The following is a 13,495-nucleotide window of genomic DNA, read 5'->3' as shown; positions in this document are numbered from 1 at the left end:
ATTTTTAAAATAGGCGAACGAAGGAGGGAAAATAATGGCAAAAGAAAAAATTCGTATTCGTTTAAAAGCTTATGATCACCGTATTCTTGATCAGTCAGCTGAGAAAATTGTAGAAACAGCTAAGCGTTCTGGGGCGACAGTTTCTGGTCCGATCCCATTACCAACTGAAAAAACTGTTTACACGATTCTTCGTGCGGTTCATAAATACAAAGATTCTCGTGAGCAATTCGAAATGCGCACGCACAAACGTCTAATCGACATCGTGAGCCCTACTCCGCAAACAGTAGACTCTTTAATGCGTTTAGACCTACCATCTGGTGTAGATATCGAAATCAAACTATAATTTATATAAGTTAAAATGTAGGAGGTGTAACTCATGACCAAAGGAATCTTAGGAAAAAAGATCGGTATGACTCAAGTATTTGCTGAAAATGGCGAGCTAATTCCTGTAACTGTTATCGAAGCGACTCCAAACGTGATCCTTCAAAAGAAAACTGTTGAAACTGATGGCTACAACGCAATTCAGTTAGGTTTTGATAACAAACGCGAAAAATTAGCTAACAAACCTGAACAAGGTCACGTTGCTAAAGCAACTACTGCTCCTAAGCGCTTCATTCGCGAACTTCGCGATGCAGACGTTGAAGGACAAGAAGTTGGTCAAGAGGTAAAAGTAGAAGTTTTCACTGCAGGTGAAATTGTAGACGTAACAGGTATTTCTAAAGGTAAAGGTTTCCAAGGTGTTATTAAACGCCACGGACAATCTCGCGGACCTATGTCTCACGGTTCTCGTTACCACCGTCGTCCTGGTTCAATGGGCCCTGTTGCTCCGAACCGTGTATTCAAAGGCAAAAAACTTGCTGGACGTATGGGCGGAGACCAAGTTACTATTCAAAACTTAGAAATCGTTCAAGTTGATGTTGAACGTAATTTACTATTAGTAAAAGGCAATGTTCCTGGCGCTAAGAAATCTCTTGTAGTTGTTCGTAGTGCTGTTAAGGCTAGCAAATAATTTTCTATAAGAAAGGAGGAACCCCAATGCCAAAAGTAAAGTTATTTAACCAAACTGGTTCTGAAGTTGGTGAAATCCAATTAGCTGAAACTATTTTCGGTATCGAACCAAACCAAGCTGTACTTTTTGAAGCTGTAACGATGCAACGTGCATCTTTACGTCAAGGTACACACAAAGTAAAAACTCGCTCTGAAGTACGCGGTGGAGGTCGCAAACCATGGCGTCAAAAAGGAACTGGACGTGCTCGTCAAGGTTCTATCCGTTCTCCTCAATGGCGTGGTGGTGGTACGGTATTCGGACCTACACCAAGAAGCTATGCTTACAAACTACCTAAAAAAGTTCGTCGCTTAGCTATCAAATCTGCATTAGCTACTAAAGTAGTTGAGAACAACATCGTAGTTCTTGAGGATTTAGTATTAAATGCACCAAAAACAAAAGACATGGTAGCAGTTCTTAAAGGATTAGCTGTTGAGAAGAAAGCTCTTATCGTAACTGCTGATGCAAACGAAGCTGTTGAGTTATCTGCTCGCAACATCCCTGGAGTAACAGTAATCACTGCTGATGGCGTGAACGTATTAGACGTTCTTCATCATGATAAGCTAATCATGACAAAAGCGGCAGTGGAAAAAGTAGAGGAGGTGCTTGCATAATGAAAGATCCTCGTGATATCATTAAGCGCCCAGTTATCACTGAACGTTCTATGGAAATGATGGCTGAAAAAAAATACACGTTCGATGTGGACGTTAAAGCTAATAAAACGGAAGTTAAGGATGCTGTGGAAGCGATCTTTGGTGTTGAAGTTGATAAAGTAAATATCATGAACTACAAACCAAAAGCAAAACGTGTTGGTCGTCACGCTGGTTTTACTAACCGTCGTCGTAAAGCAATCGTTAAGCTTACTGCTGACAGCAAAGAAATCGAGATCTTCCAAGGAGTTTAATCCTTACTAAAGAAGGAGGGAAAATCAGATGGCAATCAAAAAGTATAATCCGACTACTAACGGTCGTCGTAACATGACTACGAACGATTTCGCTGAAATCACGACTGATAGACCGGAAAAATCATTACTTGCGCCTTTAAGCAAAAAGGCTGGACGTAATAACCAAGGTAAAATTACTGTACGTCACCAAGGTGGCGGACACAAACGTCAATACCGTATCATCGACTTTAAACGTAACAAAGATGGAATTCCAGGACGCGTTGCTACGATCGAATACGATCCAAACCGCTCTGCGAATATCGCATTAATTAACTACGTTGACGGTGAAAAACGTTACATCCTTGCTCCTAAAAACTTAGAAGTAGGTATGGAAATCATGTCTGGCCCAGAAGCGGACATTAAAATCGGTAATGCATTACCATTAATCAACATTCCAGTAGGTACAGTTGTTCATAACATTGAGCTTAAACCAGGTCGTGGTGGACAATTAGTTCGTTCTGCTGGTACATCTGCTCAAGTACTTGGTAAAGAAGGTAAATACGTACTTGTACGTTTAACTTCTGGTGAAGTACGCTTAGTGTTATCTGCTTGTCGCGCTACAGTAGGTCAAGTAGGTAATGAGCACCATGAACTTATTAAAATTGGTAAAGCAGGTCGCTCTCGCTGGTTAGGTAAGCGCCCAACTGTTCGTGGTTCTGTAATGAACCCAGTTGATCACCCACACGGTGGTGGTGAAGGTCGCTCACCAATCGGACGTAAGTCTCCAATGTCTCCATGGGGTAAACCAACTCTTGGATTCAAGACTCGTAAGAAAAATAAAGCGTCTGACAAATTCATCGTTCGTCGTCGTAAAAAATAATGGGGTTGTAGTACGGTTCATTTCTAGAACCGTACGGCAATCACGAAGGGAGGCACCAAAATGGCTCGTAGCTTGAAAAAAGGACCATTTGTCGATGATCATTTAATGAACAAAATGACAAAGTTAAATGAAACTGAGCAAAAGCAAGTTGTAAAAACTTGGTCTCGTCGTTCAACGATCTTCCCACAGTTTATTGGTCATACAATCGCTGTATATGATGGTCGTAAACACGTTCCTGTATACGTAACTGAAGATATGGTAGGCCACAAGTTAGGTGAGTTCGCACCAACTCGTACGTACAAAGGTCATGATGCTGACGATAAGAAAACTAGAAGATAATGAGAGGAGGCACTTCAATGCAAGCTAAAGCAGTAGCGAGAACAGTTCGTATTGCTCCTCGTAAAGTTCGTTTAGTAGTAGACTTAATCCGAGGTAAGCAAGTGGGTGAAGCGATTGCTATCCTTAACCACACACCAAAAACTGCTTCTCCAGTTGTAGAAAAAGTTTTGAAATCTGCAATTGCAAATGCAGAACATAACTACGAAATGGATGTAAACAACTTAGTTGTTGAGAAAGTTTTCGTTGACGAAGGTCCAACGTTAAAACGTTTCCGTCCACGTGCAATGGGTCGTGCAAGCCAAATTAACAAACGCACAAGCCACATTACAGTTGTGGTATCAGAAAAGAAGGAGGGATAATCGATGGGTCAAAAGGTTCATCCAGTTGGTCTTCGCGTCGGTATTATCCGCGATTGGGAATCTCGTTGGTACGCTGAAAAAGACTACGCTACGTTCTTACATGAAGACATCAAAATTCGTGAATACATTAACGTTCGCTTAAAAGATTCTGCTGTTTCTAAAGTAGAAATTGAGCGTGCGGCAAATCGTGTTAATGTTACAATTCACACGGCAAAACCTGGTATGGTAATTGGTAAAGGTGGTACAGAAGTTGAAGCACTTCGTAAAGCTCTTAACCAATTAACAGGTAAACGTGTACACATCAACATTTTAGAAGTTAAGAGAGCTGATCTTGACGCTAAATTAGTGGGCGAAAACATCGCTCGTCAATTAGAAAACCGTGTATCTTTCCGTCGTGCACAAAAGCAAGCAATTCAACGTGCTATGCGTGCAGGAGCTAAAGGTATTAAAACACAGGTTTCTGGTCGTCTTGGCGGAGCTGATATCGCTCGTGCAGAATCTTACAGTGAAGGAACTGTTCCACTTCATACACTTCGCGCTGATATTGACTATGCAACAGCTGAAGCTGATACAACGTACGGTAAATTAGGTGTAAAAGTATGGATCTACCGTGGAGAAGTCCTTCCTACAAAAAAGAAAGCTTCTGAGGAAGGAGGAAAATAATATGTTAATGCCTAAACGCGTAAAATATCGTAGAGAGCATCGTGGTAAAATGCGTGGTCGCGCAAAAGGTGGCGCTGAAGTACATTTTGGTGAGTTTGGTTTACAATCTCAAGAAGCATCTTGGATTACAAACCGTCAAATCGAAGCAGCTCGTCGTGCAATGACTCGTTATATGAAACGTGGCGGTAAAGTCTGGATTAAAATTTTCCCTTCTAAACCTTACACTGCTAAGCCTCTAGAAGTACGTATGGGTTCCGGTAAAGGGGCTCCTGAAGGTTGGGTAGCAGTTGTAAAACCTGGAAAGGTTATGTTTGAAATTGCGGGCGTATCTGAAGAGGTAGCACGTGAAGCATTACGTCTTGCAGCTCACAAATTACCAGTGAAATGTAAATTCGTAAAACGTGAAGAAAATGGTGGTGAATCTAATGAAAACTAATGATATTCGTGAATTAACCACTGCTGAAATCGAAACAAAAGTTAAAGCATTAAAGGAAGAGTTGTTTAACCTTCGCTTCCAACTTGCTACAGGCCAATTAGAGAATCCAACACGCATCCGTGAAGTGCGTAAAGCGATTGCTCGTATGAAAACTGTAGTTCGTGAAAGAGAGATCGGAATTAATCGATAAATTGAGGGGAGGTTTGCAAAGTGAGCGAACGTAACCAACGCAAAGTTTACACTGGTCGTGTTGTTTCTGACAAAATGGACAAAACGATTACAGTTTTAGTTGAAACTTACAAAACTCATTCCTTATATGGAAAACGCGTTAAGTATTCTAAGAAATACAAAGCGCATGATGAGCAAAACCAAGCAAAAGTTGGCGATATCGTAAAAATCATGGAAACTCGCCCGCTTTCTGCTACTAAGCGTTTCCGTTTAGTTGAAATCGTTGAAGAAGCGGTTATTATCTAAATAGACGAATCGGAATTTTAAGTCCGAAGGGAGGTTTCATAACATGATCCAACAAGAATCTCGTTTGAAAGTAGCTGACAACTCTGGCGCACGTGAACTTTTAACAATCAAAGTATTAGGCGGCTCTGGTCGTAAATACGCAAACATCGGTGATATTATCGTTGCTACGGTAAAACAAGCAACACCAGGTGGCGTTGTTAAAAAAGGTGACGTTGTTAAAGCAGTAGTAGTACGTACGAAGAGCGGTGCTCGTCGTCCAGACGGTTCTTACATTCGTTTTGATGAAAACGCAGCGGTTATCATTAAAGACGATAAGAGCCCACGTGGTACTCGTATCTTCGGACCAGTAGCTCGTGAATTACGTGATAGCAACTTCATGAAGATCGTTTCTTTAGCTCCAGAAGTTCTATAATTTAAGGTATTGCCTTGCTAAGGAGGTGCAGAAGTAAGATGCATGTAAAAAAAGGTGATAAAGTACAGGTAATCAGTGGTAAAGACAAAGGAAAACAAGGTGTTATCCTTGCAGCTTTCCCAAAAGAAAACCGTGTTATCGTTGAGGGTGTTAACATCGTTAAGAAGCACTCTAAGCCATCTCAATTAAATCCACAAGGTGGAATTATCACGAAAGAAGCACCTATCCACGTATCTAATGTTATGCCATTAGATCCTAAAACAGGTGTACCTACTCGCGTAGGTTACAAAGTGGAAGATGGTAAAAAAGTTCGTGTTGCAAAAAAATCTGGTGAATTATTAGATAAATAAGTTCTATATGAAAGGAGGTCCCTTCATTGAATCGCCTTAAAGATAAATTCCAAAAAGAAATTACTCCTGCTCTTATGAGCAAGTTTAACTATAAATCTGTTATGGAAGTACCGAAAATCGAAAAGATCGTAATCAACACTGGTGTTGGTGACGCGGTATCCAATTCTAAAGCATTAGATAGTGCTGTAGAAGAATTAACACAAATCGCAGGTCAAAAGCCTGTTGTAACTCGCGCTAAAAAATCTATCGCAGGTTTCCGTCTTCGTGAGGGTATGCCTATCGGTGCAAAGGTTACTTTACGCGGCGAGCAAATGTATGAGTTCTTCGACAAATTAGTATCAGTTTCTTTACCACGTGTACGTGATTTCCGTGGTGTTTCTAAGAAATCTTTCGATGGTCGTGGTAACTACACATTAGGTGTTAAAGAGCAATTAATTTTCCCTGAGATTGATTATGATAAAGTGAGCAAAGTTCGTGGTATGGACATCGTAATCGTTACTACAGCGAAAACTGATGAAGAAGCTCGTGAACTTTTAACACAATTCGGTATGCCATTCCAAAAATAATGGAAGCCAACGCTAAGTAGAGGAGGCGAAAACGTGGCTAAAAAATCTATGATTGCGAAACAAAAGCGTACTCCTAAGTTTAAAGTACAAGACTATACACGTTGCGAGCGCTGCGGTCGTCCGCATTCTGTATACCGCAAATTTAAACTTTGCCGTATTTGTTTCCGTGAACTTGCATATAAAGGTCAAATTCCTGGTGTTAAAAAAGCTAGTTGGTAAAACCCACAAATGGGAAGGAGGTAAAACACATGGTGATGACAGATCCAATTGCAGATATGCTTACTCGCATCCGTAATGCGAACATGGTACGTCATGATAAATTAGAAGTTCCTGCTTCTAAAATCAAAAAAGAAATCGCTGAAATCTTAAAACGTGAAGGTTTCATCCGTGATGTGGAATACATCGAGGATAACAAACAAGGCATCCTTCGTATTTTCCTAAAATACGGTGTTAACAATGAGCGTGTAATCACTGGATTAAAGCGTATTAGTAAGCCTGGCTTACGCGTTTATGCAAAAGCTGATGAAGTACCACGTGTACTTAACGGATTAGGTATTGCACTTGTTTCTACATCTAAGGGCGTAATGACGGACAAAGATGCTCGTCAATTACAAACTGGTGGAGAAGTAGTAGCATACGTTTGGTAATATATATTTAAACGAACGGAGGTGTGACCACATGTCTCGTATTGGTAAAAAGATTCTTGAAATCCCTGCAGGTGTTACAGTTACAGTAGCAGAAGATAATACGGTAACTGTAAAAGGACCTAAAGGTGAATTAACTCGTACTTTCAATGCTGATATGGTTATCAAAATTGAAGAAAATATCTTAACAGTAGAACGTCCTACTGAACAGAAGGAACACCGTGCATTACACGGAACAACTCGTGCTCTTCTTGGAAACATGGTTGAAGGTGTAACAACAGGTTTCGCTCGCGGACTTGAATTAATCGGTGTTGGTTACCGTGCACAAAAACAAGGTGACAAACTTGTATTAAACGTAGGTTATTCTCACCCAGTTGAGATGACTCCAGAAGCTGGTCTTGAAGTTGAAGTTCCTGCTCCTACAAAGATCGTAATTAAAGGTATCGACAAGCAACGTGTTGGCGAATTCGCTGCTAACGTTCGCGCTGTACGTGCTCCAGAGCCATATAAAGGCAAAGGTATTCGTTACGAAGGCGAAGTTGTACGTCGTAAAGAAGGTAAAACTGCTAAGTAAACCCGTTAGGTGAAAGAAAGGAGTGACAAGAATGATCACTAAACCTGATAAAAATGTGGTTCGTAAGAAAAGACATGCACGTGTACGTGCAAAGCTTGCTGGTACTGCTGAGCGTCCACGTTTAAACGTGTTCCGTTCTAATCAACACATTTACGCTCAAGTAATTGATGATGTAAACGGTGTAACATTAGCAAGCGCGTCTACTCTTGATAAAGAACTTACTCTTAACGGTACAAGCAACATCGAAGCTGCTACTAAAGTTGGCGAAATCGTTGCTAAACGTGCTGTAGAGAAAGGCGTTAAAGAAGTAGTATTTGATCGCGGCGGTTACTTATACCATGGTCGTGTTAAAGCTTTAGCTGAAGCTGCTCGTGAGGCTGGCTTACAATTTTAATGGTCAAAGGAGGGAAAATAGATGCGTCGCATTGACCCAAGTAAATTTGAACTTGAAGAACGTGTAGTTACGATAAACCGTGTTGCGAAGGTTGTTAAGGGTGGTCGTCGTTTCCGCTTCGCTGCACTGGTTGTAGTTGGTGATAAAAACGGTCATGTTGGATTCGGTACTGGTAAAGCGCAAGAGGTACCAGATGCAATCCGCAAGGCTATTGAAGATGCTAAGAAAAACTTAATCGAAGTACCATTAGTTGGTACAACAATTCCACACCAAATTATCGGTAACTTTGGAGCAGGTGAAGTATTCTTAAAACCTGCTGCAGAAGGTACTGGAGTTATCGCTGGTGGTCCAGTTCGTGCGGTTCTTGAATTAGCTGGTGTACAAGATATTCTTTCTAAATCTCTTGGTTCTAACACACCAATTAACATGATCCGTGCTACTGTGAACGGATTAAAAGATCTTAAGCGTGCTGAAGATGTAGCAAAATTACGCGGTAAATCTGTAGAAGAGCTACTAGGTTAAGAAGGAGGGAAAACATAATGGCGAAAAAGTTAGAAATTACCCTCACTCGTAGTGTAATTGGTCGTCCGCAAGATCAACGTGCGACTGTAGAAGCTTTAGGTCTTAAAAAGTTGAATTCAACTGTAGTTAAGGAAGAAACTCCTGCTATTCGCGGTATGATCAACAAAGTTTCTCACCTTATAACTGTAAAAGAAGCTTAATCATAACTCATCAATATAAGGAGGTGCCTGGGAATGAAACTTCATGAATTACAACCTGCAGAAGGTTCTCGTAAAGTTCGTAATCGTGTAGGTCGTGGTATCGGTTCTGGTAATGGTAAAACTGCTGGAAAAGGTCATAAAGGACAAAACGCACGTTCTGGTGGCGGTGTTCGTCTTGGTTTTGAAGGCGGTCAAACTCCATTATTCCGTCGTTTACCAAAACGCGGCTTCACAAACATCAACCGTAAAGAATTTGCTATCGTTAACTTAACAACGTTAAATCGTTTTGAAGACGGTACAGAAGTAACACCTGAATTATTGCTTGAGACTGGCGTTATCAGCAAATTAAACGACGGTGTTAAAATTCTTGCAAACGGTGCTGTAGAGAAAAAGCTTACTGTTAAAGCTCATAAATTCTCTTCAAGTGCAAAAGAAGCTATTGAAGCAGCTGGCGGAACAGTTGAGGTGATCTAATGTTTCGCACAATCTCCAACTTTATGCGCGTTGCTGAGATAAGAAATAAAATATTATTCACTTTAGCGATGTTAATCGTGTTTCGAATTGGCACGTTCATCCCAGTGCCTCATACAAATGCAGATGTACTGAGAGCGCAAGACCAGTTGAATGTATTGGGCATTCTGAATACATTTGGCGGCGGAGCCTTAAAAAACTTTTCCATCTTTGCGATGGGAATCATGCCGTACATTACAGCATCCATCATCGTGCAATTATTGCAGATGGATGTTGTTCCTAAATTTACGGAGTGGTCAAAACAAGGTGAAATGGGTCGTCGTAAACTAGCTCAGTTTACCCGCTACTTTACAATTGTTCTTGCTTTTATTCAAGCAATTGGTATGTCAATCGGTTTTAACGGTATGGCAGGTGGACAATTAATTTTGGATCCTAGCTGGTCAACTTATTTATATATTGCAACGGTACTAACTGCCGGAACTGCATTTTTAATGTGGTTAGGTGAGTTAATTACAGCAAAGGGAGTAGGAAATGGTATTTCTATCATCATCTTTGCAGGTATTACCGCAGCGATCCCAAATACTATAAATCAAGTGTATGCACAGCAGTTCCAAGATGCTGGAGATCAATTGTTCATCCGTATCGTAAAAGTTGGTTTAATTTTGTTAGCTGTGTTAGCAGTTATTGTTGGTGTTATTTACATTCAGCAAGCTGTTAGAAAAATCCCGATTCAATATGCGAAGCGCGTAACTGGAAACGGTGGTTATACTGGAGCACAAAACACTCATTTACCACTTAAGGTAAATAGTGCCGGTGTTATTCCAGTAATTTTTGCTGTTTCATTCTTGATTACGCCTCCGACTATTGCACAGTTTTTCCCGAAACATGAAATATCGCAGTGGATTATTAAAAACTTTAACTATTCTCATCCAGTGGGTATGATCGTATATGTTGCACTAATTATTGCCTTTGCATATTTCTATGCATTTGTTCAAGTAAATCCTGAACAGATGGCTGAAAACTTAAATAAACAAGGTGGATATGTTCCTGGTATTCGTCCGGGTAAGAATACAGAACAGTATCTAACAAAGATCTTGTATCGTTTGACCTTTGTAGGTGCAATTTTCTTAGCAGCGATTGCAATCCTGCCTGTTTTATTTATTAAATTTGCAAACCTGCCACAATCTGCACAGATAGGTGGAACAAGTTTACTAATTGTTGTCGGTGTTGCTTTAGAAACAATGAAGCAGCTCGAAAGTCAATTAGTAAAACGCCATTACAAAGGGTTTATCAAACAGTGAGTAAGCGGGAAGATTCATCTTCCCTGTATGCTCATTCATGAGGGGGAATACAGATGAACTTAATTTTAATGGGGCTTCCAGGTGCCGGTAAAGGCACACAGGCCGAAAAGATTGTTGCCAAGTATAACATCCCTCACATTTCAACAGGAGACATGTTTCGTGCTGCTATGAAAGATGAAACTGAACTTGGTTTACAAGCTAAGTCCTTTATTGATAAAGGAGCACTTGTACCAGATGAAGTTACAATCGGAATCGTGCGTGAGCGTTTGAGTCAAGAAGACTGTGTAAAAGGCTTCTTATTAGATGGTTTTCCACGAACAGTTGCACAAGCTTCAGCTCTTGAAGAAATCATGAAAGATCTTGGCAAAAAGATCAATTATGTTTTAAACATTAATGTGGATTCAGGATTACTGCTAAAACGTTTAACAGGCCGTCGCATTTGTAAAGAGTGCGGTGCGACTTACCACTTAGAATTCAATCCGCCAGCAAAAGAGGGCGTGTGCGATAAGTGTGGTGGCGAGTTATATCAGCGTTCTGATGACAACGAAGAAACTGTAGCAAATCGTTTAGAAGTGAATATTAAGCAAACAAAGCCGTTGCTTGATTTCTACGAAGAGCTTGGTTACTTAAAAAGCATTAATGGTGAGCAAGATATCGATAAAGTATTTGCTGATGTCGATCTTCTCATCGGAGGCTTAGCGTAATGATTATTTGCAAAACTCCTCGCGAAATCGAGATTATGCGAGAAGCTGGCAAGATTGTTGCTTTAACTCATCAAGAGTTAAAAAAGCATATTGCCCCAGGAATTACAACGAAAGAGCTCGATCAAATAGCGGAAAAAACGATTCTAAAATATGGCGCTGTGCCATCTTTTAAAGGATACAACGGATTTCCGGGAAGCATTTGTGCTTCGGTAAACGAAGAGCTTGTACACGGGATTCCAGGAAAGCGCAAGCTCCAAGAAGGCGATATTATTAGTATCGATATTGGTGCGAAATATAATGGATACCATGGAGATTCTGCATGGACGTATCCAGTAGGAAACATTTCCGAATCTGTTCAAAAGCTACTTGATGTCACAGAAAAATCGTTGTATCTTGGTCTAGAACACGCAAAACCGGGCGAGCGATTATCAAATATTTCGCATGCGATTCAAACGTATGTTGAAGATAGTGGATTCTCGATCGTTAGGGAGTATGTCGGTCACGGAATCGGGCAAGACTTACATGAAGACCCACAAATCCCACACTATGGTCCACCAAATCAAGGGCCTAGATTAAAACCGGGAATGGTCATTTGTGTTGAGCCGATGGTGAACCAAGGAAGACGATATGTAAAAACACTATCTGATGACTGGACAGTGGTAACGGTAGATGGTAAATGGTGTGCACATTTCGAGCACACGATTGCTCTTACAGAAGCAGGATACGAAATCCTTACCACTTTATAGGTAGCTGGCTCTCCGGAATTTCAGAACAGTGTAGAATGTTACTGATTTGAAGAAGGGAGAACATTGAATGGCTAAAGATGATGTAATTGAAGTCGAAGGTACCGTTATTGAAACGTTGCCAAATGCTATGTTCAAAGTAGAATTAGAGAATGGGCATGTTGTATTGGCTCACGTTTCTGGTAAAATCCGTATGAACTTCATTCGTATTTTACCAGGAGATAAAGTTACGGTAGAATTATCTCCGTACGATTTAAATCGTGGTCGTATCACGTACCGCTTTAAATAATATAGCACTCCGTAATCTTTAAGGAGGTTCGAGACATGAAAGTAAGACCGTCAGTTAAGCCGATCTGCGAAAAATGTAAAGTTATTCGTAGACGTGGAAAAGTAATGGTTATTTGTGAAAACCCTAAACATAAACAAAAACAAGGTTAATCAGAAGGAGGTGCATTCGGAATGGCACGTATCGCAGGTGTAGATATTCCTCGTGACAAACGCGTTGTTATTTCTTTAACTTACGTATTCGGCATTGGTCGCACAACTGCTGAAAAAATTCTTGCTGAAGCTGGTGTTTCTTCAGAAACACGAGTTCGCGATTTAACTGAAGACGAATTAGGACGTATCCGTGATATCGTCGATCGTATCAAAGTTGAAGGAGACCTTCGTCGTGAAGTATCCCTTAACATTAAACGTCTAATGGAGATCGGTTCTTACCGTGGTCTTCGTCACCGTCGTGGTTTACCAGTTCGTGGTCAAAACTCTAAAAACAATGCTCGTACACGTAAAGGTCCACGTCGTACAGTAGCAAATAAAAAGAAATAATAAGTAAAGGAGGTTGAACTAACAATGGCACGTAAAACAAACACTCGTAAAAAACGTGTGAAAAAGAATATTGAAGCTGGTGTAGCTCATATTCGTTCTACTTTCAACAACACAATCGTAACACTTACAGATACTCACGGTAACGCGCTTTCTTGGTCTAGTGCTGGTGCACTTGGTTTCCGTGGATCTCGTAAATCTACTCCATTCGCTGCACAAATGGCTGCTGAAACTGCTGCTAAAGTTGCAATGGAGCACGGTTTAAAAACTTTAGAGGTTACTGTAAAAGGTCCTGGTGCTGGTCGTGAAGCTGCAATTCGTGCTCTTCAAGCTGCAGGTCTAGAAGTAACAGCAATCAGAGATGTTACTCCAGTTCCTCATAATGGATGTCGTCCGCCAAAACGTCGTCGTGTTTAATTTTTCTGTATAGAATTTTCCCTTTTGTCTATAATGGATATGATGCATTATCGAGAAATTTCGTACAGAAACATCGCTTGTTGTGCACAATCGGGAACTGCCTAAGGGGGACTTTCGGTTAGACAGAGGTTTTTCCTTTGTTTAGCCGAGGTTTCGACGTTTTGAAGGAGGGTTTAGTTAATGATTGAAATTGAAAAACCGAAAATCGAAACGGTTGAGCTTAACGAAGATGCTAAGTATGGTAAATTCGTTATTGAACCGCTTGAGCGTGGATATGGTACTACTTTGGGTAACTC

Annotated in this window: 28 protein-coding genes and 1 pseudogene; all 29 read left to right on the top strand. The window is 40.6% G+C overall.

The window, feature by feature from the left end:
• The first annotated feature begins 34 nt into the window (after positions 1 to 34).
• Positions 35 to 343: a 30S ribosomal protein S10 gene (rpsJ, locus tag ACIGHG_RS22520; protein ID WP_001040596.1), complete on the top strand. Its 309-nt coding sequence runs from the start codon at positions 35 to 37 to the stop codon at positions 341 to 343.
• A gap of 33 nt (positions 344 to 376) precedes the next feature.
• Positions 377 to 1,009, top strand: coding sequence for a 50S ribosomal protein L3 (gene rplC, locus ACIGHG_RS22515; protein WP_336474427.1), 633 nt, complete (start codon positions 377 to 379; stop codon positions 1,007 to 1,009).
• Positions 1,010 to 1,035: 26 nt separating this feature from the next.
• The gene (rplD, locus tag ACIGHG_RS22510) at positions 1,036 to 1,659 is read left to right on the top strand and encodes a 50S ribosomal protein L4 (RefSeq protein WP_336474428.1); all 624 of its coding nucleotides are present in this window, start codon (positions 1,036 to 1,038) and stop codon (positions 1,657 to 1,659) included.
• Positions 1,659 to 1,949 (top strand): 50S ribosomal protein L23, encoded by a 291-nt coding sequence (gene rplW / locus ACIGHG_RS22505; RefSeq protein WP_020062294.1) that lies wholly within the window; start codon positions 1,659 to 1,661, stop codon positions 1,947 to 1,949. The genes rplD and rplW overlap by 1 nt, the downstream gene beginning before the upstream one ends.
• A gap of 28 nt (positions 1,950 to 1,977) precedes the next feature.
• Positions 1,978 to 2,808 (top strand): 50S ribosomal protein L2, encoded by an 831-nt coding sequence (gene rplB / locus ACIGHG_RS22500; RefSeq protein WP_090918568.1) that lies wholly within the window; start codon positions 1,978 to 1,980, stop codon positions 2,806 to 2,808.
• Between the two features lie 60 nt (positions 2,809 to 2,868).
• Positions 2,869 to 3,147 carry a 30S ribosomal protein S19 gene (gene rpsS, locus ACIGHG_RS22495; protein ID WP_090918566.1) on the top strand — a complete coding sequence of 93 codons (279 nt, stop codon included), beginning with the start codon at positions 2,869 to 2,871 and terminating at the stop codon, positions 3,145 to 3,147.
• 17 nt (positions 3,148 to 3,164) lie between these two features.
• The gene (gene rplV, locus ACIGHG_RS22490; protein ID WP_011983250.1) at positions 3,165 to 3,506 is read left to right on the top strand and encodes a 50S ribosomal protein L22; all 342 of its coding nucleotides are present in this window, start codon (positions 3,165 to 3,167) and stop codon (positions 3,504 to 3,506) included.
• Between the two features lie 3 nt (positions 3,507 to 3,509).
• Complete coding sequence (gene rpsC / locus ACIGHG_RS22485) at positions 3,510 to 4,169, top strand: 30S ribosomal protein S3 (protein WP_035433709.1); 660 nt, start codon at positions 3,510 to 3,512, stop codon at positions 4,167 to 4,169.
• Between the two features lies 1 nt (position 4,170).
• The gene (rplP, locus tag ACIGHG_RS22480; RefSeq protein ID WP_020062298.1) at positions 4,171 to 4,605 is read left to right on the top strand and encodes a 50S ribosomal protein L16; all 435 of its coding nucleotides are present in this window, start codon (positions 4,171 to 4,173) and stop codon (positions 4,603 to 4,605) included.
• Positions 4,595 to 4,795, top strand: a complete 201-nt coding sequence (gene rpmC / locus ACIGHG_RS22475) for a 50S ribosomal protein L29 (RefSeq protein WP_000855718.1) — start codon at positions 4,595 to 4,597, stop codon at positions 4,793 to 4,795. The genes rplP and rpmC overlap by 11 nt, the downstream gene beginning before the upstream one ends.
• 20 nt (positions 4,796 to 4,815) lie before the next feature.
• Positions 4,816 to 5,079: a 30S ribosomal protein S17 gene (gene rpsQ, locus ACIGHG_RS22470; RefSeq protein ID WP_011983253.1), complete on the top strand. Its 264-nt coding sequence runs from the start codon at positions 4,816 to 4,818 to the stop codon at positions 5,077 to 5,079.
• Between the two features lie 43 nt (positions 5,080 to 5,122).
• Positions 5,123 to 5,491: a 50S ribosomal protein L14 gene (gene rplN, locus ACIGHG_RS22465; RefSeq protein ID WP_011983254.1), complete on the top strand. Its 369-nt coding sequence runs from the start codon at positions 5,123 to 5,125 to the stop codon at positions 5,489 to 5,491.
• Between the two features lie 38 nt (positions 5,492 to 5,529).
• Positions 5,530 to 5,841 (top strand): 50S ribosomal protein L24, encoded by a 312-nt coding sequence (gene rplX, locus ACIGHG_RS22460; RefSeq protein ID WP_090918562.1) that lies wholly within the window; start codon positions 5,530 to 5,532, stop codon positions 5,839 to 5,841.
• Positions 5,842 to 5,867: 26 nt separating this feature from the next.
• Positions 5,868 to 6,407 carry a 50S ribosomal protein L5 gene (gene rplE, locus ACIGHG_RS22455; RefSeq protein WP_090918560.1) on the top strand — a complete coding sequence of 180 codons (540 nt, stop codon included), beginning with the start codon at positions 5,868 to 5,870 and terminating at the stop codon, positions 6,405 to 6,407.
• 33 nt (positions 6,408 to 6,440) lie between these two features.
• Positions 6,441 to 6,626 carry a 30S ribosomal protein S14 gene (gene rpsN, locus ACIGHG_RS22450; protein ID WP_020062302.1) on the top strand — a complete coding sequence of 62 codons (186 nt, stop codon included), beginning with the start codon at positions 6,441 to 6,443 and terminating at the stop codon, positions 6,624 to 6,626.
• Between the two features lie 29 nt (positions 6,627 to 6,655).
• Positions 6,656 to 7,054, top strand: coding sequence for a 30S ribosomal protein S8 (gene rpsH, locus ACIGHG_RS22445; RefSeq protein ID WP_090918559.1), 399 nt, complete (start codon positions 6,656 to 6,658; stop codon positions 7,052 to 7,054).
• 31 nt (positions 7,055 to 7,085) lie between these two features.
• Positions 7,086 to 7,625, top strand: a complete 540-nt coding sequence (rplF, locus tag ACIGHG_RS22440) for a 50S ribosomal protein L6 (RefSeq protein ID WP_336474429.1) — start codon at positions 7,086 to 7,088, stop codon at positions 7,623 to 7,625.
• Positions 7,626 to 7,656: 31 nt separating this feature from the next.
• Positions 7,657 to 8,019 carry a 50S ribosomal protein L18 gene (gene rplR / locus ACIGHG_RS22435; RefSeq protein WP_336474430.1) on the top strand — a complete coding sequence of 121 codons (363 nt, stop codon included), beginning with the start codon at positions 7,657 to 7,659 and terminating at the stop codon, positions 8,017 to 8,019.
• Positions 8,020 to 8,040: 21 nt separating this feature from the next.
• Positions 8,041 to 8,541 (top strand): 30S ribosomal protein S5, encoded by a 501-nt coding sequence (gene rpsE, locus ACIGHG_RS22430; protein WP_090918555.1) that lies wholly within the window; start codon positions 8,041 to 8,043, stop codon positions 8,539 to 8,541.
• 17 nt (positions 8,542 to 8,558) lie between these two features.
• Positions 8,559 to 8,741: a 50S ribosomal protein L30 gene (gene rpmD / locus ACIGHG_RS22425; protein ID WP_242224051.1), complete on the top strand. Its 183-nt coding sequence runs from the start codon at positions 8,559 to 8,561 to the stop codon at positions 8,739 to 8,741.
• Between the two features lie 33 nt (positions 8,742 to 8,774).
• Entirely contained in the window at positions 8,775 to 9,215 is a 441-nt protein-coding gene (gene rplO / locus ACIGHG_RS22420) for a 50S ribosomal protein L15 (RefSeq protein ID WP_020062308.1), read from the top strand.
• On the top strand, positions 9,215 to 10,513 hold the full coding sequence (gene secY, locus ACIGHG_RS22415) for a preprotein translocase subunit SecY (RefSeq protein ID WP_090918553.1): 1,299 nt from the start codon (positions 9,215 to 9,217) through the stop codon (positions 10,511 to 10,513). The genes rplO and secY overlap by 1 nt, the downstream gene beginning before the upstream one ends.
• A 53-nt stretch (positions 10,514 to 10,566) precedes the next feature.
• The gene (locus ACIGHG_RS22410; protein ID WP_035433699.1) at positions 10,567 to 11,217 is read left to right on the top strand and encodes an adenylate kinase; all 651 of its coding nucleotides are present in this window, start codon (positions 10,567 to 10,569) and stop codon (positions 11,215 to 11,217) included.
• On the top strand, positions 11,217 to 11,963 hold the full coding sequence (gene map / locus ACIGHG_RS22405) for a type I methionyl aminopeptidase (RefSeq protein ID WP_242224054.1): 747 nt from the start codon (positions 11,217 to 11,219) through the stop codon (positions 11,961 to 11,963). The genes ACIGHG_RS22410 and map overlap by 1 nt, the downstream gene beginning before the upstream one ends.
• A gap of 67 nt (positions 11,964 to 12,030) precedes the next feature.
• Positions 12,031 to 12,249 carry a translation initiation factor IF-1 gene (gene infA, locus ACIGHG_RS22400; protein WP_020062312.1) on the top strand — a complete coding sequence of 73 codons (219 nt, stop codon included), beginning with the start codon at positions 12,031 to 12,033 and terminating at the stop codon, positions 12,247 to 12,249.
• A 35-nt stretch (positions 12,250 to 12,284) separates the two neighbouring features.
• The gene (rpmJ, locus tag ACIGHG_RS22395) at positions 12,285 to 12,398 is read left to right on the top strand and encodes a 50S ribosomal protein L36 (RefSeq protein WP_000868344.1); all 114 of its coding nucleotides are present in this window, start codon (positions 12,285 to 12,287) and stop codon (positions 12,396 to 12,398) included.
• A gap of 21 nt (positions 12,399 to 12,419) precedes the next feature.
• A complete protein-coding gene (gene rpsM / locus ACIGHG_RS22390; protein ID WP_090918549.1) occupies positions 12,420 to 12,785 on the top strand; it encodes a 30S ribosomal protein S13 in 366 nt (121 codons plus the stop codon).
• Between the two features lie 24 nt (positions 12,786 to 12,809).
• Positions 12,810 to 13,199, top strand: coding sequence for a 30S ribosomal protein S11 (gene rpsK, locus ACIGHG_RS22385; protein ID WP_000101801.1), 390 nt, complete (start codon positions 12,810 to 12,812; stop codon positions 13,197 to 13,199).
• Positions 13,200 to 13,379: 180 nt separating this feature from the next.
• Positions 13,380 to 13,495: pseudogene (locus tag ACIGHG_RS22380) on the top strand (DNA-directed RNA polymerase subunit alpha); the annotation flags it as partial.

Source organism: Bacillus sp. NPDC077411 (genome assembly GCF_044543425.1).
In the GTDB taxonomy this organism is placed as follows: domain Bacteria; phylum Bacillota; class Bacilli; order Bacillales; family Bacillaceae_G; genus Bacillus_A; species Bacillus_A bruguierae.
The sequence above is the reverse complement of the archived record's forward strand: the minus strand, read 5'-3'. Positions and strand labels throughout refer to the sequence as shown.